We start from the raw sequence: 20,871 nt of genomic DNA, 5'->3' as shown, positions 1-20,871 counted from the left end.
TGCTACGCATGGCTTCCAATCGTTGGGGAAACCGGTAACTCACGCCGTCAACACGGTATCGGCTCCACGCTTACATTTCACTTGGGATAAGCTGTCGTTGAAGACCAAAGCAGCATTGCGGTACAGCGTGTGATAAACGGCGAGTTGTGTGATACGGTCACTCAAGAATTCGATGTTCACGATCCAAACGCGCGCGCAATGGGCGCAAACTGGGCCATTCGGCCTCAGTAGTACGATCGGAATTTCACTTTCAACTTTACGCCTCGTTGCTTTTTTCGTTTGCGGCGCGCGTCCGACGTGACGATCCAGGTGTGCACAGGTATTGGCCTGTCGCCGCATTCGCTGACAACTTCGAGATCGATGAGCCGTCACTGCCGACGTGTTTCTGGATTTTATCTGTCGCTCGAGGCTCGCTGCGGATAAGCCCTCATTTAAAGACAAACGGATCCGGGATTTCGTAATGGCCCGGAAGGAGGACTTGAAGCTCTTCTATCTGTCACCATGATCGCTGTTCTGAACACTGTGAACGGGTCGAGGCGTAAGTAAAGCTTATCTTCCAAACACCTGCTAGAGACCAAGGACGAGATGATGTGGCTGGCCTTTCCGCATGCTGCGCCGTATTCGGGGATTGGTGGAGTCAGTGAGGAAGTCAAAGCTTTTTCCGTCCGAACGCTGAAATGCCATTTTGTGACCTTTTTCAGGAAAGTGACGGTGTGCGCAATTTTGCCGTTTACAAGGCGGAATTTCGGGAAGAGAGAGGGCCATTGGCAGAGATTGCCCACCAATGGGAAACGGAGAGCAGTCATTCCGAGCCGAGATCGAGAGTCCGTGACCGGGGGTAGTAGCGCCGCCCGATGTTCCGGGCGGCAGATCCCCCAACGTAGTTACGACTCGCAGGCCGGAAAAGGAGCGACCCGCAGGCGTATGATGTGCGGCGAGCCGGGTGTCGAACATCGGAAATTCGAGTATTCGGCGTCGGAATTGGCTGATTTGGTGCGTAGCCTGAGGCAGAACAGGCGCCTTGGGGCCCTACCCACATCGTTCATGCGACCGGGATTGAAATCGGCGGCGCCGGCAGTGTCAATCAGATCCGGACGAATCGGGGCTGACGATTGCGAGACTGCGACGGACGCGCCGCGGGAGTGCGCGGCGCCGGGCTTGGGGCGCCATGGTCGATCGGCAGCGCATCGAATAGGCGATAGACGGCCTGGATGCCGGCGATCAGCGGACTCCAATTCCCGGCCGCTGTGTCAATGGCGAGATCGGTAGTCAGGCAGAAGACGAGGACGATGGGCACGAACCATTGGGGCACGCGCGCTTTCAGAGCGTGCAGGTCATCCGAAGGACGATGTCCGGCATCAGCTGGCGGTGTATCGGCCGAGCCGCGAAGCATTAAGCCTGCCATGAAGGCGATCAATGCGAGGCTGCCGATCGCGAGGGAGGGTCTCCATGACAAGACCGTGTGCACCAGGAAGGCCGCCAATCCGCCACCGAGCACGCCATGCAAAGCGGCGCACAGTTGGGCACGAGAGATCTTTGGGCAGACATCGCCAGCATGCCGCATGATTTCCTCGAGTCAATAACGCCAGCCATCCAGGTGTCCGATACCCTCAACGGGCTGCTTTCCCGCGTCGGCAGCCTCAGATGGAGGTATGCCATCTCCGATGCGGGCCGCCAGGCGCCGCGAAACCGGTGGTGTCGTGCCGAGACATGTATCGCCATCATGTGGGTGGGCCCTCCGTGGAGGTCATCCACGGCCTTCCGTGCGTTGCGGTCCTGGAGGTGCAAGAAGGGAGGACCCAAAAGCTGGCGAAAAAACACTGCCCGACAGGCGGGCGATCAGGAGGGCCAGAAGAGCGGGCAGTCGAGAATGGCCGCCCGCGAACGAATATTGGCAGCGGCCCGAGTTCGTTTGAATCGGAATGTCGATAAAGTTTGATCGGACTCGGCTGATTTTTGGGGGGGATTCGACGATCCGGGTAATCGCCCCCCCGAGGGTGACGATGCCACAATCGATCGTGCGGCGTGGCAACGCATGGGGCGGGTGGACTGGTTCGCCAGCGCCGATATGCGAACAACGATGCGCTCCTTGGACGATACTTCGGGATAGATGTAAGTCATGCGGTTCAGCGTGACCTTGACCTGCGGCGAAATTCTGTGATCAATCAGGCAGTGAGTCTCGCGTCGATATTATCGGAATCCAGCCAGGCTTGACGGACCGTGGCGGGAGGTTGATAGTAATGCGCGCTATGGGGCCGGCGCTCGTTGTGGAACTGCCGCTAGCGTTCGATGAGCACCTTTGCGTCGGCACGACTGCGGAACCATTCCCGGTTCAGCAATTCGTCACGCAGCTTGCCGTTGAAGCTCTCGACGAACCCGTTTTGCCACGGACTGCCAGCCGCGATGAAGGCCGGACCGATTGCAGCGTATCGCAGCCAGCGCATGACCTTGGCAGCGGTAAATTGAGCGCCGTAGCTAGACCTAACGAACGCGGGTTTGCCGTACAACCGCATCAGTCGCGACAGCGTCAAGATCACATCCTGCGACTGTAAGCCGGCGCCGACTTCGATCGCCAGGCACTCGCGGGTGTATTCATCGATCACGCAAAGCATCTTCAATGCCCGCTCATCCACCAACTGGTCGTGCACAAAGTCGTAGCTCCATACCGAATTGGGCTGTGTCGCACCGGGTTGGCGAATGTCGTTGTCACAACGACGACGGCGAGGGTGCCGTCGCGGAATGTTGAGCTGCAAGGCCTGCCACATGCGCCACACGCGCGATTTGCCCATCGCCAGCCAGGTCGACATTCGCCCGTAACCGAAGTGCGGCACTTCCTACGAGGCCGACATCAGCTGCTCGCCCAGGCTCCGCCCCCTCTTTGGTTGCTTGAGCGTATAGGTGGCCGCCCGGCGCCCCAGCCGCAGTTAGCAACATGCCTTACGTTGCGAGGGACCCCGCCGAGTCAGAACTTCTAGCGCTTCGCGCTGGCCCGTTGGGTGCCGCGTACAAACGGTCGGTAGCACGTGAGCGAAGTCTCAATTGAGCGTTCTCGGCAAGCGAGATGCAACGTGGCGCGCGACAATTCAGGTTCCGTAACGGAGCATGAGGTTGGATAAGGGAGCGCTATGCCAGCAGTAGCCCGTGAAAGCAGCGGTCGTATCGGGATACTTCAGATCATAAAGCCGCCAAAGTCTTCCACGTCCGCGTCGCGAAGAATACGCTCCCAATTGTCACGAATCAGGAATGCATTTTTGTGGTTTTCATTTTCGCGTAAAAGTAGCGCGTGCAGGCACGGCATCAAGGAATGCAGTGCCCTTTCGTCAGTCGGCGGAAATTCTGATGCGTGCCGAAAATGCTGCACGCAATTCCGATTCTGGCTTTCACGAAGTTGCGCCTTCTGCGTCAGATCTAACACTCGCTCGAACGCCGTTGTCGAGTTCCGGAACATCGTATTTGGAACTCGCCGAATTGTTGGCGGGCTTGAGTGGGCAGTGGGAACGCACGGCGCGGGCATGCAGAATTTCAGATAGGCTGTGCGTCGTGCTGTTGCTGGCGATGTGCCGGGAAGGCGGTCGTGCGCGTGAATTCATCTGCGACGATACCAACTACGGTGACCCGGATGAGTTTGACCTCTTGAGTGATCCACCGATGGCGGACGAGGTTTTGATCAGGCTGGCGAAGACGCTGGGGATGCTGAAATCGTTCACCTTCATATGCGATTACGGTGCAATTGGTAGCATCGGATCAAGATCGAGAATGCGCTCGCGTCCCATCCGGAACTGTGTTGGCTCGTATGCCTGGACGGACAGGGCGCCAGCAAGCCAGAGGAGGTTGGTGGTGCATTTTTGTTATGTCGATTTTCTTGTCACAATCAACGATCCATTGAACGAGGAACATGATCGCTGCCTCGAGTGGTGTGGAAACGGTTTAAATTCTTTAGCCTCCGATCTGAAGCTCGTCAGTCAGTGGATCTTAGAGGTTAAATATGAACGTCGAGGCTGTCTGAGCCGACATACCGCAAGGCCGCTAGCGAGAATGAAAGAGGCGCAGCTGATGGAGCGCCCGACTTTCGTTAATCGAGAGAGTAAGTATCATGCATACGTTTTCGGTTCGACTACCGTGCGCATGGGATGCATCGACCCGCCGATGAATGACGTTGCTTCATTTAGTAGTGCGAATCAATGCGAGACTAGTGTCGCCTGTCAACGTGGAGGATTCGTGAGGTGCCGGTTTGTCGGCTGATTGGGGCATGGCTCTCGCGGTGGCAGGGCTTGTTGCGCGATCTGTCTTTGCGGGTGTCAGTTGCATATATGTCATCGTGGTTTGCGGAACGTTTCCCGATATTTACGAGTCTATTCGTGATGTGATTCTGCAAAAATGGAGAAAGAACATGAACCAACAGAACTGGGATATTTGCGATTTCGTGAAGCAAAGAGCGGGAAAAAATGGCATGACGGTAGCGGATATCGCATCGGCACTGGAGATGTCCGAGCGCGCGATACGTGGCAGGATAAGCGCGCTGATCGATGAGGGTTACATGTCGCGCGTGGATGATTCTAGTCCGGCAGCATATCGATGGGCAGGAGGGCGCCTCCCCGTTCTAACGAAATCGCCTAGAATGCAGCATCGAGCGATGACATCCAAGGTCACGCAGGCGCAGACGTTTGCCGTACTTCATACGGTGTGCGTGATGAATCAAATGATCCGGTCGAGCTTGCAGACGTGATGACACGGACGTGTCCTAACATGGGCTCATGTCGGCCCGTCCTTGCACGGTCCCAAGGACGGTACCGGGGCGTGCTTGAACACGCCCGGCACCGTAACGCGTAGAGCGAGTGTGGATCGTTATTGCACGTGGAACTTGGGTGATGTCGATATCGTGCCGCTCACCTTGCAATCTGGTGTCAGCACCGCGTTGTTGAATGTCAGTGACGAGTTCGGATTGCTCCACTCCGTCACAACCTTGCTCGGCCCACAGGGCCCAAGCAGTTCCACATTTACATTGGCGTTATTGATTGACAATTGCCTCGCACTGTCAGCTTGTCCCGTCCATGGAGATGTACTTGATGCGGTGCCCGAGATCAACTTACAAGTTCCGTCGCCGGTGAACTGCGTCGACGTGATCGTTACGATGCCAGTTGCCGTGATCGTGCCATTGAACGTTGCCGTGCAGTTTGCGCTGATCGTCGACTTGCTGAGGGTTGATATCCCAGATGCAGAAAAAGGTTCACCATTGGGATTCATCGGCTGACCGTCTGCACGAGTGACAACCACGGCGGATGCAGGTGTGGCAAGTGCGGGCGACAGTGCGAGCACAGTGACAAGTGAAACGAGCTTGCGAGTCTTCATAGTACTAGCCTCTTTTGATGAATGGCGGCGAATTGCCGTAAGGGCAGCGTGCAAAACGAATAAGTTTGCTGGCTGCGAGGAACTCAACAGAGCAGGCGTCGGGCACCCGGAGGGTCAGAATTTGTAGGAAACGCCAATAAACGTGATCAGCGGATCCGCCCTGAGCTTGGTTCGCGTGGTCGCGAGCGTCGAGCCGTCCGCCGCCTTGATGATCGTCGATGCATAGGTCTTGAGCGGCATGTACGATAGTGTTGCAGTCAGCGCCCAGTGGTTATTGATCGCATAGCTCGCACCGATGTTGTAAACCGGTGTGAATGATGGTTTCGCCTTCGCCTCGACTGACGTTGGTCCCGATTTGCCAGCGCCTGCGGCCAATACGCTGCCGAGATTCTCGGCCACGTCGTGCGCGAAGTTGCTGTTCAGTTCGATGTTCGTGAACCAGCTGTAGGCAACGCCAATCCCGACGAATGGTCTGAAACGCGCATTTGGCGCGTTGAAGTAATACTGCAGAATTACCGCCGGACTCCACTGCCGCACGTTCTTTACTGCTGGTTGATTCGACAGTTTGTCGAGGTCGACATTACCGAGCGAGCCGCTCGGCCCGAATGGCCGAATGACACCATGCCCGGTCAGCGCGAATTCCGGCGGCAGACCGAGCACCGACGTTACCGCGATGTGATCGGTCAAGAAACGCGTGAGCGTGAGACCCACCGTGTCCGCATTGTTGACGGCCAGGCCGGTACCGGGCGACGTGAATGAACCCGGCAGCCGTAGCGGACCGTTGATCGGTGCGTTCACGACATCGGTCGTGAATGGCCCGCCGGATCCCTGCGGCATCACGTGCAGCCAGCCAAGTGTCGCGACGTTGTCGCCCGCCTGCTGAGCGGATGCAAGCATCGGAATCGTAGCGGAGATACCGGCGGCAAACAGTTTCTTCATGAAATATTCTCGCAGGTTGCGTTTGCAGGCGTTACTGCACGAATGCACCGATCGTGAAATATGGATTGCCAGCGATGCTCGTGTCGAGGAAGCCGAATACACCCCCCGTGAACACGAACTTGCCGGTCGACGGACCCGGTGCATCCGCGTGCCTAGACGTGACCAGGCCCGGTACCTGTTGCGTGAAGTCGAGATCAAGCGCCAGAGCGAGCCCGGCCTGCGAAGCATGGAATGGATCAAGCAGCGTTGCCTGTGCGCCAACGAGAGCGGTTGCGCGATAGTCGAACTGACTGTCGACGCCTGTGTACTCGCCGTCTTGAGAGCCTGGTGCGATCGCATTGCGCGGACTCAGAATCGAGATGCCCGATTCATCGTCCGAGAATGGTGCCCCTTGAGTGAGGTCTGCGTTGGCGGAGCCGGTGCGGATGAAGACCGGCACGAGCTGATTGTGCAGCTTGCCGACGATCAGGATGGCGCGCCCGGCCTTGATTGGGGCCACCGATACGAGCGTCGCAGGAATCTGCGGCTGGTAGTTCAGCGACTGAAATACGGGCGCGTCGACGCGCAGTACGAACTTTTGGTTAACCGTCGCCGACGATGCGAGCGGTACGCCTCCGTTCTTAATTCCGAGGTTATCGGTCTCGACATAGCTGCCATCAGCGTGAATCGTCATAGACTGATCGACGGGTACCGAGGCGAAGCGCTGTGACGGCACTTGGTGGTAGCCGAGCTGGTTGTATGAACCTGCGATTTTTGATGGGTCGGTTTCTAGTTGTGAGAAACTGATGAACGGATAGTACGGGAATGTTGTCTTCGGGATTTGGCCGACACCAATGACACCGTCGAATTGGATCGTCGCGCCTGGAATCGTACCGCCCAGCACGCCCTTCCCGAGAAACAAACGCGCTGGTCGTGCGGGATCGAGGCTGGCAGCATTGAGTCGGAACGTGCATTGATTCAGCTTTTGCGTAGGCAGTGCGGTCTCATCAGTCAACGTGCCGCTCAACACATTATTGGGTGTGGTGTCGCGAGTCGGTGACACGGTACCCGTCGTCGCTGGCACCGGTGACGCGAGGTAGGTGATCCGATAGGTCAACTTCGTGGTGTCGAGCTGGACCTTGACGAGTTCGCCCGAGCCCGAGCCGCCGAAGAATGCGGTACCGTAATCGATTTGCTGCGCGCAAAGCGGGACGCTCGGCGTCGGAGGTGGATCGTCCGCACCACCACAAGACGCAAGCATCGGCGCGAATAGGCTTGCGGCAATCCATTGTCTTTTGATCATGGAGATCCTTTTGACTGGGAGGTGGGGGACATGTCGTGTCACACATCATGTCGGATCGTTACTGAACGAATGCTCCGACGGTGAAGAACGGGTTGACGTGGTTGTCATTGACGACCATGGCATAGACGCTGCCGATTTCGACCGCCCAACCGGTATCACCCTGATGGATGATCGATACATTGCCGTTGGCGTTCTTGGCATTGAAGTCACGCATTGCCGTCACCTTGATCTTGCCCGGTGTCAACTGCGAGTAGTCAAGCGAGAACATGCCTGTTTCGGTTGACGTTTGCGGATCGATGAACGCAGCTGTCGTACCCTGAAACAGCGTCGACGTATAGTTCGTCTCCAATGTCGAGACGGCCGAGCCGTCCGTGCAATTGCCGGCAGCGGGCAGGAAGAATGTGCCGTTGTAGTTGCCCGGCAAATTCGGATGTGGTTTCGTGCCGTCAAACGCTGTACCGCTTTGCGCTGGGGCGCCGCTCACTCCGTCGTATGCGACTACGCCGCATGCCGAGGCGCTCGTCGCACCGATAAAGCCGCCTTTGAGCGCGCCGGGTGCGACGGTCTGTGCCGGCGTCAGCAGCGAGAGACCCACTTCAGCATCTGCCACGGAACCGAGCGGGTCATTCGGTTGGACATGCGAGTAGCCGACACGAATGACAATGGGTATCCGCATGCCTTTCAATTTTCCGACAATCATGATCCCGTGCGCCTGGCTCGGGCTATTCACGACGAGCGGTTGACCCTGGCCGGCTAGAGCGTATGGTTGGCCTGGCTGGGCCTCACTGACAAACACGTTATCAGCCGAGCCGTCGATACGTCGACGCAGGGTCCATGCGGTACCGGTCGTTCGGCACGAGTAGTCGCTGCCAGGCGTGGGCGTGCACGTTCCGTCTGGGGTGAACGTTTCGATCCAGTTCACAACATCGGGCTGCCAGCCTTGCGGCTGTGCGGTTTGGTAGCTGGTGCCGGTCGGCGACAGATGCAAGCCGACTTCGTTGTAAGTTCCTGCAATCTTTGCAAAATCCGTTTCGGTTTCCGAGAACCCAATGAAAGGGAAGAAGTCAAATGTCCGCATGGGCACGGCACCGATCATGACATCAGGTTGGATTTCGATACCGTTGAACTGGATCGACGCACCGGGTATGCCACCTCCCACCACACCTTGGCCGACGAACAGCATGGGAGGATCACGATGATCGATGTGAGCAGCGTAGAGCCCATCTTGCGTTGCGCCGCTGTCAAGCACAAAGGCGCATCGGTTCTGTTCGGCAGTCGGCAGATTGGTCGGATGATGGAACGCGCCTTCGATGGTGAGGCCGGCCCGTGTTGCATTGATCTGGCCGGGCGATGTCGGCACCGATGACGCGACAAACTGCATCCGATAGGTGTTTTTTGTAGTATCGAATCGCACCTTCACATACTCACCACTTCCCGAACCACCTGTGTACTCCGTTGTGTAGTCAAGGGCTTCGGGACATAGGCTCGTCTGAACCGGCGGTGTCGTGTCGTCTCCGCTTGGCGGGCAATTCCCGCCGCTGCATTGAGGTACGCTGATTGGGCCGGGATCGTCTGATCCGCCGCATCCCGAAAAGAATGGGATCGCAGCCACGACACTTGCCACGATAAGATTGAAAAATGTAGTTATACGAATCATGGTTTAGACTCCATGAATTGTCAGACGCTACCTGGTCGTCCCCTGTGACTACGCGGAATGCCAAGTCGTCGATCGCGTTGGGTACATTCTTGCGAAGGATTGGGCACCATAGGTACCGCCTGACCGATGCGACAGATCAGGTCAGAATTCGCTACGCGGCGCGATCAAGTCTGCCATTGGCGGGGGGATCGCCCCGTGGTGGCATTTGCTATGGGGCGATCAAAATGCCTCGATTGGCAAAGAATTGCTCAAATATAAGTCGAGGCAAGCGGACGTTTTCCTGCGTTTCGACAGATAGTCCGGACGGATTGTGAAATACCCATTCGTCGGATTGACGATCGACATCGAATGCTAGAACCAGATGGCCACCCCGCGCCGATGGTGTGATGGTCGGCGCATGTCGAATCGACGGATGGACCGAGGCGATTAGCACGTGGCCGGTCCGTAGCAACGGCTCGACTGCTATCGCGCGGGTGCGTTCGACTACTTCGGCATTTAGCGCGTAGCGTGTGTTCACCCAGTTGACGAAGGGGGCGTATAGTAGCCGCATGCCGCTGTCCCCAAGTTCGGGGCGATAGACGCCGAATTTGACTGCTTCTCGGACGAGGTATAGCAGGGGCACGGTGATATTGAGGCGGTAAGCCAGGAGCATTTTGAGGCATGCCATGCCGCAGATGTTCGGACTCCACCGGGCATACTCGGCGGCGCTTGCTGCGCCGGATTGATACCATAGCGGGTCGTCTTCGGGCAAGATATCACGCGTAAGAAACTTGCCGACGAGGGATCTGGATTCCCACTGCGAAAAATATGGGACGATTTTTATCATTTTGTTCACCGTACGAAAAGCATGGCCACGCCAGCCATCGCCATCAGACCAAATACAAGTTGTTCTCGCATTTTTCCCTCACCGTAGGTTCGTGCTGATATGACCATCAGGACGGGAACGCGAAGGGCGATGGCCAAATAGCCGTAGGCGACCGGCAACCATGCCTGAAGCGCATAGTTGAAAAACAGTTCCGGTAATGCCCAAACCCCACCAATGAACAGTGCTGTGCGGACCGATTGATCTGCCAGACGATACCGTGCGGGCCATGTGACGGCGATGGTTCCGACTCCGGTGAAAAGCAAGTACGACGGCCAGCCTATTTTCGGGATGCCGATCTTGTCGCATACGCCAAAGGCGACGATGAGCAGGATCAGCTGGGCGAAGCGCCGCTTGTCGGTCAGCGTCATGGTGGACAAGTGACCATAGTGGCAAAACGCAAGCCCGGAAACAAACAGTATGCCGATTGCGCCAATTGCGCCGGGCGACAACGAGGTGTCGAAGCAACGTGCTTCGATTACGGCGATGAGACCGACCGCGATAGGAAAGGCATAGATGGTGACGGACAGACTTCGGCCAATCAATCGCTGGTGAGTGAGCATCAGGCATGCCAGCAATATCCCCTTTAGCAAACCGACAAGTACGCCGACACGATCGAACGAGAACACCGGCACGTGGTGAAATGCAACATACCCCCCGCCCCACGCGGCAATACTGACAAGGGTGCCAGCGCCGGCCAGGAAGGCTGTTGTGTCGGGGGAAACATAGTCAACCGCCCGTTTGAGCAATAGGGTCCGGACAGTGACGAGCGCGAGGATCGCCAGGAAACACAGAGTTTGACGCCAGTCCAAAGTCGGGTTCCTTGTGCGGGATGTATTGGGATGAGATACCTACCGCCGCGTCGAGGTGCGCGTCGATCGAGTCAATGATGGCGATGCCGCCATGAGAGGGAAGATGCGGAAAAACGAGCGGAATCTCGGTGCAGCCCAAAATCACGGCATCCATGCCAGATTGCGCGAATTGCTTGATGACATTCTCAAAAATCTCTCGCGAGATCGGCGAAAATATTCCACGGCACAGTTCCTGATAAATAATGTTATGAATCGCGTTGCGGTCAACGCATTTGGGGGTGACGACTTCGATGCCGGCATCCTCGAGTCGCTTTCGATAAAAGGTGTCCTCCATGACATACCTTGTTCCTAGCAGACCCACCCGCGTGTAGCCACATCGCCGGATGTGTGCCAAGGTCGAATCGATGATGTTGACGACCTCGAGATTGAAATGCGTCTGCAGACGGTCGCAAGTACGGCTAGTTGTATTCGAGCAGATGAGCAGTTTGCTTGCGCCGGCTTGTTCGATGATGTGGGCGGCGTCTGCGAGGATCGCATACTCGCCATCTTCATCACCGGTCTTCTGACAGGTCAGGATAGCCTTGAAGTTGAGGCTGACCATTACCAGGTCGGCCGATGTGTGTGACCCGTCGCCCTGCTGGACGCGCAAATTCAGCCGGCGATAATACTCCATGGTCGATACCCAGCTCACCCCTCCGATCAATCCGAGTCGATTCATGTACGTACCTCCTTTACTCGATGTAATAATTGGCGTAGCTCTTTTTCCCTGGTTCGCTGAAGTAATTTTCGCGAAATTGTAAAATCACATCGTCCAGCGAGATATTGGCGGCCTCGAGCATTTTTGGGAAAATACTGTTCCGCATCAATCCTGGGATCGGATTCGCCTCAAGAAAAACGATATCGCCGTGAGGTGTGACGATAAAGTCAAAGCGGCACATATTTTTGAATCCGACGCTTTCAAAAATGTCGCGGGATAGTTGTTTCATTGTTCGTGTGATCTCTACGTCATCCGTAATGACTGTCTTCTTGGCTTTTCCGAGTCGATGCTTTTGCTCATGACCAAAGAAGTTGCCAGCGGTCTTGATTTTCACCACGGGTAATGCCGTCACGACCCCGTTGAACTGGATGCATCCTACCGAATATTCGTCTCCTGCAATATAATCTTGAGCCAATGCATGGCGATCGAATTCGAAGATTGTGTCGAGGTTATCCTGTATCTCGCTGATGCTGTAATTATCCACCTGATAGCGATTCGTGAATAACGATGCTCCCAGCGAATTAGGCTTCAACACGATGTTACACCCGTGAAATGTTTCCTCGATCTGGTTGCTGGCAGGGGTTTGATCTTCTTCGGACAGGATCAGGGTTCGTGGCATCTTTGCCAAAGGGTGAACTTTGGCCACATACTGGCTCATATGAGCTTTGCTCATGGAAAGGCTGGCTGGCAAGACCGGGCCGAAGCTGCCGGGGATGGACATCATGGAGGCCGCGCCTTGAATATGTCCATCCTCGCCATAGTTGCCATGCAGGAGATTTAAAACGTATGTCTTCCTGGCGGCCATTTGTTCCAAAGCTCTCCAGTAGGGTACTGCGCCTGTCTTCCACGCATAGTCCTCGACCGTTTCTTCGGCGCGATAGGGTGCAATGACTACCTTGTTGTCTCGGTTGACGTAGTAAATGCAATCTATATCGAGTGAAGGACTGGACTGAATGACATCCCGGACATGTCGAAATGATTCGAGTGACGCTTTGTGTTCGGGGGATTTGCCACCAAAGATAATTGAAATTTTGTTATTGATTGGCATAAGTCTTCCTTTGTGTTGGAGGTGCATCTTGGTTATGCAGTAATGTTTGTTAGACAAGCGGCTGGAGTACGGAAAGGCTAGTGGCATGAGATCGAGGTGTCAATAAACTATTTCGGGTGATGGTCGCGATCGTTGAGATGTTCGAGTTGATGAGTGAGCGAATGAATATGCTGAATGGTGGTGAAATAGCCTTCGGAATCGGAATATGGTGTCGAAAAATATCCAACTGCGTGATGTTTCTTGATTGATTTCTATGAGCGAAGGTGTATTTGGTGCCGATTTGTAAAATTTTTCAATTGAAGGGGAGCATCGGCGGGTTAATCGGTGGTTTTGCATAAATCGCTCCTGAGGGCAGGGTGAACCTCACGTTTTCGATCTCAGGCGATATGGACGGATTGCTCTCGAGGGTGTGCCGCCATGCGATTGAGCACACCTGCACGAATCGATACTTCGGTCGTCGCTTGAGAGCCGCTCACGCGAGCCCATACGAAGGCGCTCGTGAAGATCTTGAGCCGTCACATTGAGGTCTCGGCTAGCGAGCGCTGGTGGTAGCCTCTCGCTTGCCTCCATGTACGGCTGATGCTTTTTGAGATAGCGTTGATTGCGGCATTGCGTCAAGCTGCGCCAGGCGTTTGTCTAGCCACGACGTCGGGACCTTCACACTGTGGAATCGACCGGACAGCGCCGCTCGCTGTAATCTGCGCATGGCACGGCCTGGTGTCGCAGGTGCCATCGCCACCGATGGCTTCGATTGCCATGCTAGGGGGAATGTGGTCGAGAAGATCGGCAAAATGATCCATGCGTATGTAGGTCAGCATGGGATTCTTTTTCCAGGAGTGCAATGTCACCTAACACCCACATGACGCCTCAGGTTTGTGAATATCCTCGCCTTAAAGCGAAATCGTGGTGGGGGCGAAGTACCACGATGCCGGTTTTTTTCTCTACGTACTCGATAAAAGGTGAATCGGAGACCCGATGCTCAATCGAGGACGTGTGGCGTAGCATTGGCCCGTGATCAGTCACGACGAAAATTCCGACGTGGGAAACGTCCAGCCCGGCCTGTGGTGCATAAATTCCGATGTAATCCCCGGTTTGCAGTCGCTCGACGACGTCAAGGTCGATGAACCTGGCAGGGATGTATGTGACAGGGCGTTCCACCACGGGTAATCCCGGGATGTATGTTTCGTCGATGTCTTTCTGGTTGAGTTTTTTTTCGGTCGTTTGTGAATGTTTACTCACATTACCGGCGACGTCGTCCGCAATCGGGTGTGTCACGTGAGCCCAATCGGTGAAGAAGTGCTTGCGGCGCAGAAAATTGACTTCGTTTCTAACGTAGCGGGTTTCGATAAGTCTCAAGATGAAGCTCTCCTTTGTGATGGATCTCCGGAGTGCCTCTACATACTCGAGAAAAGTAAAACAGTCCATGCTCAAGAAATTGACTACCAGTTCTTCTGGCAATGTAGCCGAACCAATTAGCGTGCCGGGGCCATACGGCGTGCCGAGAAAAGTGCCCGAAATCCGGCCGATGCTCTGTCCGGTATCCTCTTGCGCGCGATCGGCAGGATCTACAAGCAGTGCGTCAAGCATCCTGGACGTATGCTCGTCTATCTTGGGCGAGGGCACGGCATTTGGTCTCGAAACGATCTGAGTCACGACGTCGGGCCGAGCGTTCTCTTTTGTACCAAACTGGGCGGGCGCGTTAGTGATATTTGTCATGTTTGCTCGCAATAGCGACACGATATCCGTGCCTGCTGGTTTGGCCTCGCGTTGGATCAGGAGCGATTGGGGGATCGTTGCGCTCGCACATGCGGGGTTCATTCGCAATCCTTAAATAGGTTGATTGACTGATTTTTGATACTCGGTATGTCGTTTTTTGATTATCTAGAAAGATCATGGTCCACTCCGGACGGGCAGGTGAAGGCATGAAATCGCGAGAATATTTTACATTGAGACATGTTCGTCTCGGTGAGGCTTTAATATTTCTGCTTTTTTGGAGACATTGATTTGTGTGCATCGACGGCGCGCACAGTATTTGATTGGTTGCACTTCTGCGGTGCTCATTTGTTGCATTCTACGCTCGTGTATCTCGGTCCCGCGGTATTCGAAAAGGAATGGCGCGCTGAGCGGCGAGCCGCAAGGGATGCCTGGCGAGGACAAGGTTACTTCGATCCCGCCGGCGAGGAGGCGACTTTCATACCATCCCTCAGGGCTTCCGCCGCACGCTGGTGGATAATTTCCATGCCCATGCCACAAAATCGGCTGCTGCCGTAATACCTTTGTCGGACCACGCAACCCCTTTGAAGCCAATTTGTAGAAGTTTTACATTTGCTTAAGCGCATGCCGGCTTGTGGGTTTGAGCGTTGGTGCAAATGGGTTGATTGGCGTTTCCAAACTGGTGGGCTCTCGGGGCAACTCACATAAAGCACTGAAATACCGCTCGCCTCGGGAGTTCCGGTGGGCCGCCGCATCATTAATTTAACAGTGCCAAAGTGTCCCGCCTTGCAGGGAAAACCCCAGGTCAGGCTTTGGAGGTACTCGTGAAATGAGGGCGAAACATGATAGATGTGCTTAAAAATATGCGCTGTAGTTGTAGGGGTGATCGCGATAGGGTAAGACGGTTTTTTGAAGTAGCCTGGATATTCGCATGTAGTATACCTTTCCTCATTCTGAGGTGATGGAAATGATACCCGTTAATCGTTTCACTAGAAAATGCTCACTCATCTCTTCGCGGACTTCGAATGAAGCCGTGCAAGGTCATTCGAGTGCCGGAGCAGTCGAAATCCCGTTGAGGCTCAAGAGGGTTGTGAATGCACCTATTCGAGCTTTGTCATTCCCGGATTTCGGATCTGCCGGGGCCAGCGAGTTAGCAATTGCCATTCCGAGGCGTAGGATGGCAATGCCAATGACCCAGACTGGCACATCGTCGTGCGGAACGCGTGATGAAAGGGTGTCTGCCAATCCTCGATGGAACGAAGCGGCGCGACGCGTCAAAGAGGGTGCATCATGCGAGGTTGTGGCGGAAGATTGTGGCATTCGCCAGGAGGCTGATCGGGTGGATTTGGAACTGCTTTCTGTAGAAGGGCCTGCGGGGGAGCGAGTCAGGCAAGGTGATTCATGCGATGAGATCAGGCGTAGATTTGGTGTTGGATCGCGTTTGGCAGGGCTCAAGCTGGAAATTATCGCTGCGGAAAGTGCCGACGTAGCGCGTCGCGTGGCGGCAGGTGACGCGACACACGACATTGCAGGCGAACTCGGACTGCGTGACCCGGAAGTGTTGGAATATGTGGAAATTCTTGTCGCCTGCAATGGCCCGGCGTCAACGGCGGTGAGAGACGGAACGCCGTGCGGCGACGTAGCGCAGCAGTACCAAATCAAGAGCCAGGACGCGCGGCTGGCATTGGAATGGGAGGCGATTCCGGGCCATGCAGGAAGGCGCGTGGAAGAAAATGAATCGTGCGAATTGGTTGCTCGCCAGCATCAAGTGACAATGACTGAGGCCGTGGCCGAACTCGAGCGTCGATCAGTTGCGCTAGGTTCAGCAGGGAAGCAAGCCCGTCGCGGCCAGAATTGCGAGACAATTGCGCAGAAATTTGGGCTGCGTCAGCAGTCGTCCCGTCTCTTGCTTGAACGCATGTCGATCGGTGGCCTCGCAGGCATGCGCGTGAGGCACGGAGACCGTTGCGATAAGGTGGCGAGTCAATATGGCATTCGCGAGAGTGAAAGTCTCTTTGTTTTGGAGAACATCGCTGTCATGGGCAGGGCAGGGGAGCGGGTCAAGGCGGGGGAGTCTTGCTACAAGATTGCGGACGAGCATGGCATCGGAGGTGAACAGCCGAGGTTGATGCTGCAACGAACGGCGATCAATGGTCCGGTTCGTGAAGGCATAGAGGCCGGTGTGCTGTCAGTGTCGCGCGCCATTGACAAACACGGCATTCATCATCCGGAGGCACGTCGGCTTCTGGAAGAGATGGAGGCGGCGCTATATCAGAGGAGCCGAAGGAGATTTCCATTGGCTGCAGAGGGCGGAGCGCGTACGGAGCGCACTCGTAGCGGCCAGTGACACGGACCTGTGATTCTGACGACGCGGTCGGCCGCCCGACGTGAGACTTGCCGCCTGACTGGACATCAAGCCTCACGTGCTAGGCGGTATGTAATGCGTTGCCAGCAAGCAAGGTTCACGGCGAACATTTCGGAGGAGGGGCGGTTTCAAATTTGGAGATGGTTTAAGGAGGTCGCATGAACCATCCGCAACACATTGGACTGTCTGGCCGCACTCGACGAGGCACACGAGACGGGGCATGTCACGGTTGAGACGGTGCATTGTATCTGTCAGCGCTCGAGGCGTTGGCTACCGACGGCATTCTGAGGCGGACGGGCGACCATCGCGATGTCGTGCAAGTAGGGCGGCGCGCTGCCCTGTCACGCATGGAAAACACCGGGTGTGCGTCCACGCGTTGGCCGACGGTCTATGACTGAAATCGACCGGGTGGGTAAAGGGTTAAACGCGTCGCCTAAGTCGGGGGCCATTCAAGCTAACCGGTTCCGACCAATCGGGGCGCCTCCGCACGGGTGCGCCGTTGCGATCAGGCGACGCACGCTTTGGATTGCGGAAGTATGCGCAAGGCACGGCGGAATCCGGTCGTGCCGTCGTTGCGGAGCGGATTCAATCAGGGATTTTCCGTTCTATGGTCATGCGAGGGGACCAATGTGCTGCCCGGCCACTGCACGGCAGGCTTCGACAGTGGCGAAGGCGGTACGTGCGTTGTGGTCTGGTTGCACCCCTTGGGAGACACACCAAGCCGGGAAAGTGTCGGGATTGATCCGCACCTGGATCACCACGAAGCCGTCTTTAACGAGTTCGTTACGAATTTCGTCCGCTCGTTTCTTCCATTGCGCCCACGAGCCTTCTAACGCGTCACCGTCGATGAATGAAGCTTTGCAGCGTTCGTATTCAGATTCTTCGTACCAGACGATGCCAAGGACTGAGGTAGTCATGTTTAAACCCCGATGTGCAAACCACGATCAATATCGTTTGTGGTGAGTGTGTGACGACGAGGATGAACACTTCGCGGCCGATTTCTGCAGGATGGCTGCGTAGTCAGCGACAGCGGTGGCAGTGAGTTCCGATCGGGATGTTTTGATGACTTCGGCGAGTTCTTTTGCGAGTTCGAGCTCAAAGGCGGAGAGAAACACGTCCTTGTTCGGACTGTTGGAGATCAGGGCTCTCAAGGCGGCTGCCGTTGCGAAATGCAGCCCGAAAAGTACATCGAGTTGCTGATCAGTGGTCATCTTCCGTAGATCGCTGGTCATGCGAACCTCATGGTGTGGTGGCTAAAATGGTGAGAATTTTAATTCTTGCACGGTCACGCTGCGGCTCCAACGAGTGATGGAAGATGCGATCGATTTTTGAAAGTGAGTGGGGAAAATGTCGAAACTGAGAGGCACAGCAGTAGGGAAGGTTCGAAGCCGGTTCGGCAATGCGGTAATCAATGCGGGGACGATTGCTGTTCTGCTGTTCGGTGGTCTGGTTGCCGCGTGGATGGCGATGTGGATGGTGCATTACATGGCGGAGTTCGTGCGCTGGCTGCCGGTGCCGCATGAATTGGCGTGAGCGTTGGTGTAGGTCGCATTGCCGGCGGACGGTGCCGATCGCAACAATACCAATGAACGAAAGGTATCCGGCTATGGGATTGCGTAAAGTCTACCAGGCGAGGTGCTGGGCATTTCCTGGTGGATCGGATGCGATGGCGCTGACCATGTCGTCAGCCAGTTTGCAGAGCCGTCACACGCGTGCGTGCCTCTGTGTGTCGGTGCAGAAGTTCCACACGTAGTTCACCACACGGCTCTGTTGGTTCAGCTGTCCGTTGAGCGATTTCACCCGGACCGGTAGACAAGGATCATGCCTATCACGCTACCGTTTGAGTGCCGTTTGTCAACGGCACTCCTTTCCTCCCCGCCATGCGCCCCGAAGGAAGTCCCCTTGAGGAAAGGCAAGGCTTCTCGGAGCAACTGATGAATTTCTAACTCGCGGCGCTAGCCTTCCCCTGCCGAGTTCGACGGCCATAAAATCTGCTTGAGTAGATCGAGCGACAATTCCTCGTGACCCTCGTTTTTGCGAGCTTCGCAAGCACCTACTTGTTCATGTCGGTTCGACCTAAGTTCTTCGAGCGTCCAAGGCTGTTGGGTAATCGCCTCCGGATCAAATTCCGGATGGATCTTGAGCAAAGCCTCGGCGAGTTCTCGCGTCTCCTCCGAGCTGCGTACACAGGTCCAGATATCCCTCTGTTCGTAGGAACCTGGGTTGAATTCTTCAACGCAGTTGGAATACTCATTACGCATCTGTGTAATAAGATCGGTTGCGTCAGGAAACTCTACTCCTCCAGCGTACCGCTTTCGTTGACATGGGGCATTCCCTTCATTGTCCTTGGTGTTGGGAGAAAACCTGAGATAGTCCGCCGCTGGAATATTCGGCGGTCCCCCGGAATTCCTGACGAGGCCTAGGGCATCTTCCAGTTTGGCATACATGATTTGACGTTGCTTAACGCCCCCGAGCGAAGAAAGTTCTCCTGACTTGCTTGCCTGGCCCTTGTTCACGATGTGGATCAGCGCTTGTACAATTGATCCACGATTGCCAAGGCGCAATGCGAGTTGTGCACTGGCGGTGGAATGATTGAGTTGGGTCGCGCGAAAGTGCAAAATGGCGTTGCGAATATTAAACATGGCTGTGTATGATCACAATTGATTGGATGAAGCGGCGAAGATATTGTCGGGTCGTGAAAACATTTCGACATCTTTAATGGTTGATTGTGTTTCAAAAATCCGTGAATATGCTTTCAGAAAGCGGCCATAAGGCTATGTCTGTGCGCTGGCTTGCACTAGCTTCAAGGTTCTCAGTCGCTAGTCGAGCAAGGCTGTAACGATGTTTGTCGCTGACGACGAGATCAGTGGCGAGATGGTGGGCGAGTGGGCAGGTACCCGGCGGTAGGCGCCAGTGTGTCTACCTTGCGACCAAGTTTTTGGCGGCACCCGTAATTGCTTCGTGGTTGAGTCGAGAAGCCGGGTGCGGCCGAAAATCAGGGAGGAATGAATGGACTGGAAAGACATCGCTTCGGCGGTCGGCCAGGCGGCGACAGTGATCGGCACGCTGCTTGGTGGCCCCGCAGGTGGGGCGGTCGGTGCCCTCGGTACCGGCACACGCCGGATGCGGTATCGACGGCGCTGACCAGCGATCCGGACGCCCTGCTGAAACTGTAGGAATTGCAATCGAACGCGAGTGGCTGCTGCAACAGCTGATCGTGACGGTCGAACAGCATCGCCTGCAGGCCGATGCCGCCGAGGCAGTCGATCGGGACAGCGCGCAAGCTGGCCGCGCAGCAGTCGCAGGACTGGATGCGACCGACGCTGAGCCTGGCGCTCGTGGCGTCGACGGTCGTGATCGTGTTCCGGGTGATCACCGGGGTGGCAAACGGTACGCTGGAGGATCCGACCGTTGCAGCAACAGCGGGCGGCCTGCTGATGTACTTTGCGCGCGAAACCGCGCCAGTATTGGGATTCTGGTTCGGGACCACACAGGGTGCATCGCTACGGGCAATGGTGCCGATCGCGAGGCTGCCGGGCGCGGCACCCGGCGATCAAGCGTCCGCTCGACCGACGTGTGGGGCCTTACGGGCGAGCGAACGCCGTGCCCGTTTCGAACTCGGCAATGCGTCGATTGACGCCCACGAAATCATGGATGAACGAGCGTGCCCACGCGTGATCGGGCCGCTTTTCTTTGCTCCACCCCGCCACGGGCGAGCGCCTGCCTGCCTGCGATGGGCGCAGTGCGGCCGGGTCCGTGTTGGGCGCACGGCTCACGCTTTGGAGCGAACGGGCAAGGGGGGCGGACGCGCGCGTCGGTGGTGGTTGGTTGAGAAGGTTCGAAACGGCTACTCGAACGCCCTTGGAAACAGTCATGGCAAGTCGCACCTCAATTCCTCCTGTTTGGTTCAAGGTGGCGAACATTCTTGCCGACTGTTCGATAAGATTCTTCCAGAATCCGGCTACGGATCGTTTTCGCGCCCGACGCCAATGGAGAACCGTCTGTCATCAGCGCCGGTCGCGCGCCCGCCGTTTCCTCGCTATCGACAGCGTGAGCGAGGCTCGCAACCGATCCGCGGCGCGCAAAG

The 20,871-nt window shown here is 56.0% G+C and carries 17 protein-coding genes and 4 pseudogenes; 5 read left to right on the top strand and 16 right to left on the bottom strand.

Translation table 11 applies throughout. The features are described from left to right. Nucleotides 1–1,084: 1,084 nt before the first annotated feature. Both WS46_RS29565 and WS46_RS29560 read right to left on the bottom strand, forming a co-directional pair. Nucleotides 1,085–1,564 carry a hypothetical protein gene (locus WS46_RS29565; RefSeq protein WP_059692740.1) on the bottom strand — a complete coding sequence of 160 codons (480 nt, stop codon included), beginning with the start codon at nt 1,562–1,564 and terminating at the stop codon, nt 1,085–1,087. Between the two features lie 601 nt (nt 1,565–2,165). Continuing rightward, nucleotides 2,166–2,996: pseudogene (locus WS46_RS29560) on the bottom strand (IS3 family transposase); the annotation flags it as partial. Between the two features lie 343 nt (nt 2,997–3,339). Here WS46_RS29560 and WS46_RS35725 point away from each other — a divergent pair. After that, a complete protein-coding gene (locus WS46_RS35725; protein WP_156437296.1) occupies nt 3,340–4,242 on the top strand; it encodes a hypothetical protein in 903 nt (300 codons plus the stop codon). A gap of 148 nt (nt 4,243–4,390) precedes the next feature. Then, complete coding sequence (locus tag WS46_RS29555; RefSeq protein WP_179949198.1) at nt 4,391–4,726, top strand: hypothetical protein; 336 nt, start codon at nt 4,391–4,393, stop codon at nt 4,724–4,726. Nucleotides 4,727–4,845: 119 nt separating this feature from the next. Here the strand turns inward: WS46_RS29555 and WS46_RS36170 are convergent, their stop codons facing one another. From WS46_RS36170 to WS46_RS29510, 10 genes and pseudogenes are all read right to left on the bottom strand, one after another. Then, nucleotides 4,846–5,349, bottom strand: coding sequence for an activator protein (locus tag WS46_RS36170; protein WP_082722038.1), 504 nt, complete (start codon nt 5,347–5,349; stop codon nt 4,846–4,848). Between the two features lie 114 nt (nt 5,350–5,463). Further along, nucleotides 5,464–6,288, bottom strand: a complete 825-nt coding sequence (locus WS46_RS29545; RefSeq protein WP_059530932.1) for an OmpW family protein — start codon at nt 6,286–6,288, stop codon at nt 5,464–5,466. A gap of 31 nt (nt 6,289–6,319) precedes the next feature. Continuing rightward, complete coding sequence (locus tag WS46_RS29540; protein ID WP_059530929.1) at nt 6,320–7,570, bottom strand: DUF2957 domain-containing protein; 1,251 nt, start codon at nt 7,568–7,570, stop codon at nt 6,320–6,322. Between the two features lie 58 nt (nt 7,571–7,628). Continuing rightward, complete coding sequence (locus tag WS46_RS29535; RefSeq protein WP_059530926.1) at nt 7,629–9,227, bottom strand: DUF2957 domain-containing protein; 1,599 nt, start codon at nt 9,225–9,227, stop codon at nt 7,629–7,631. 208 nt (nt 9,228–9,435) lie between these two features. Beyond that, a complete protein-coding gene (locus WS46_RS29530) occupies nt 9,436–10,053 on the bottom strand; it encodes a C39 family peptidase (protein WP_063888599.1) in 618 nt (205 codons plus the stop codon). A 5-nt stretch (nt 10,054–10,058) separates the two neighbouring features. Further along, entirely contained in the window at nt 10,059–10,901 is an 843-nt protein-coding gene (locus tag WS46_RS29525) for a hypothetical protein (RefSeq protein ID WP_156437295.1), read from the bottom strand. After that, on the bottom strand, nt 10,819–11,619 hold the full coding sequence (locus WS46_RS29520; RefSeq protein ID WP_059530920.1) for an aspartate/glutamate racemase family protein: 801 nt from the start codon (nt 11,617–11,619) through the stop codon (nt 10,819–10,821). The genes WS46_RS29525 and WS46_RS29520 overlap by 83 nt, the downstream gene beginning before the upstream one ends. Before the next feature lie 13 nt (nt 11,620–11,632). Continuing rightward, on the bottom strand, nt 11,633–12,706 hold the full coding sequence (locus tag WS46_RS29515; RefSeq protein ID WP_059531025.1) for a D-alanine--D-alanine ligase: 1,074 nt from the start codon (nt 12,704–12,706) through the stop codon (nt 11,633–11,635). A gap of 377 nt (nt 12,707–13,083) precedes the next feature. Next, nucleotides 13,084–13,491 (bottom strand): annotated as a pseudogene (locus WS46_RS36620) (IS5/IS1182 family transposase); the annotation flags it as partial. 82 nt (nt 13,492–13,573) lie between these two features. Beyond that, nucleotides 13,574–14,524, bottom strand: coding sequence for an N-acetylmuramoyl-L-alanine amidase-like domain-containing protein (locus tag WS46_RS29510; protein WP_156437294.1), 951 nt, complete (start codon nt 14,522–14,524; stop codon nt 13,574–13,576). Between the two features lie 1,336 nt (nt 14,525–15,860). On the opposite strand from WS46_RS29510, the gene WS46_RS29505 reads away from it, so the two are divergent. Then, entirely contained in the window at nt 15,861–16,766 is a 906-nt protein-coding gene (locus WS46_RS29505; RefSeq protein WP_059530917.1) for a LysM peptidoglycan-binding domain-containing protein, read from the top strand. A gap of 629 nt (nt 16,767–17,395) precedes the next feature. Here the strand turns inward: WS46_RS29505 and WS46_RS35715 are convergent. Then, complete coding sequence (locus WS46_RS35715) at nt 17,396–17,701, bottom strand: hypothetical protein (RefSeq protein ID WP_156437358.1); 306 nt, start codon at nt 17,699–17,701, stop codon at nt 17,396–17,398. Nucleotides 17,702–17,728: 27 nt separating this feature from the next. Then, nucleotides 17,729–18,016, bottom strand: coding sequence for a hypothetical protein (locus WS46_RS29500; protein WP_059530914.1), 288 nt, complete (start codon nt 18,014–18,016; stop codon nt 17,729–17,731). 115 nt (nt 18,017–18,131) lie between these two features. On the opposite strand from WS46_RS29500, the gene WS46_RS29495 reads away from it, so the two are divergent. Then, on the top strand, nt 18,132–18,317 hold the full coding sequence (locus WS46_RS29495) for a hypothetical protein (RefSeq protein ID WP_059530911.1): 186 nt from the start codon (nt 18,132–18,134) through the stop codon (nt 18,315–18,317). Nucleotides 18,318–18,497: 180 nt separating this feature from the next. Here WS46_RS29495 and WS46_RS36615 read toward each other — a convergent pair. Both WS46_RS36615 and WS46_RS35710 read right to left on the bottom strand, forming a co-directional pair. Continuing rightward, nucleotides 18,498–18,607 (bottom strand): annotated as a pseudogene (locus tag WS46_RS36615) (RNA-guided endonuclease TnpB family protein); the annotation flags it as partial. A gap of 132 nt (nt 18,608–18,739) precedes the next feature. Further along, nucleotides 18,740–19,426 (bottom strand): hypothetical protein, encoded by a 687-nt coding sequence (locus WS46_RS35710; protein WP_156437359.1) that lies wholly within the window; start codon nt 19,424–19,426, stop codon nt 18,740–18,742. A gap of 669 nt (nt 19,427–20,095) precedes the next feature. Between WS46_RS35710 and WS46_RS35705 the strand changes: the two are divergent. Next, nucleotides 20,096–20,871, top strand: a pseudogene (locus WS46_RS35705) (hypothetical protein); the annotation flags it as partial.

It is taken from the genome of Burkholderia sp. RF4-BP95 (assembly GCF_001521985.1).
Classification (GTDB): Bacteria; Pseudomonadota; Gammaproteobacteria; order Burkholderiales; family Burkholderiaceae; genus Burkholderia; species Burkholderia diffusa.
This window is presented reverse-complemented; position numbering and strand designations above follow the sequence as displayed.

Bases quoted from the DNA above. Each gene is read 5' to 3' on its own strand.
- WS46_RS29515 (WP_059531025.1), bottom strand. From the start codon at position 12,706: ATGCCAATCAATAACAAAATTTCAATTATCTTTGGTGGCAAATCCCCC.
- WS46_RS35725 (WP_156437296.1), top strand. From the start codon at position 3,340: ATGCGTGCCGAAAATGCTGCACGCAATTCCGATTCTGGCTTTCACGAA.
- WS46_RS36170 (WP_082722038.1), bottom strand. From the start codon at position 5,349: ATGAAGACTCGCAAGCTCGTTTCACTTGTCACTGTGCTCGCACTGTCG.
- WS46_RS29565 (WP_059692740.1), bottom strand. From the start codon at position 1,564: ATGCGGCATGCTGGCGATGTCTGCCCAAAGATCTCTCGTGCCCAACTG.
- WS46_RS29535 (WP_059530926.1), bottom strand. From the start codon at position 9,227: ATGATTCGTATAACTACATTTTTCAATCTTATCGTGGCAAGTGTCGTG.
- WS46_RS29510 (WP_156437294.1), bottom strand. From the start codon at position 14,524: ATGAACCCCGCATGTGCGAGCGCAACGATCCCCCAATCGCTCCTGATC.
- WS46_RS29540 (WP_059530929.1), bottom strand. From the start codon at position 7,570: ATGATCAAAAGACAATGGATTGCCGCAAGCCTATTCGCGCCGATGCTT.
- WS46_RS29520 (WP_059530920.1), bottom strand. From the start codon at position 11,619: ATGAATCGACTCGGATTGATCGGAGGGGTGAGCTGGGTATCGACCATG.
- WS46_RS35710 (WP_156437359.1), bottom strand. From the start codon at position 19,426: ATGTTTAATATTCGCAACGCCATTTTGCACTTTCGCGCGACCCAACTC.
- WS46_RS29530 (WP_063888599.1), bottom strand. From the start codon at position 10,053: ATGATAAAAATCGTCCCATATTTTTCGCAGTGGGAATCCAGATCCCTC.
- WS46_RS29500 (WP_059530914.1), bottom strand. From the start codon at position 18,016: ATGACCAGCGATCTACGGAAGATGACCACTGATCAGCAACTCGATGTA.
- WS46_RS29555 (WP_179949198.1), top strand. From the start codon at position 4,391: ATGAACCAACAGAACTGGGATATTTGCGATTTCGTGAAGCAAAGAGCG.
- WS46_RS29545 (WP_059530932.1), bottom strand. From the start codon at position 6,288: ATGAAGAAACTGTTTGCCGCCGGTATCTCCGCTACGATTCCGATGCTT.
- WS46_RS29495 (WP_059530911.1), top strand. From the start codon at position 18,132: ATGTCGAAACTGAGAGGCACAGCAGTAGGGAAGGTTCGAAGCCGGTTC.
- WS46_RS35715 (WP_156437358.1), bottom strand. From the start codon at position 17,701: ATGACTACCTCAGTCCTTGGCATCGTCTGGTACGAAGAATCTGAATAC.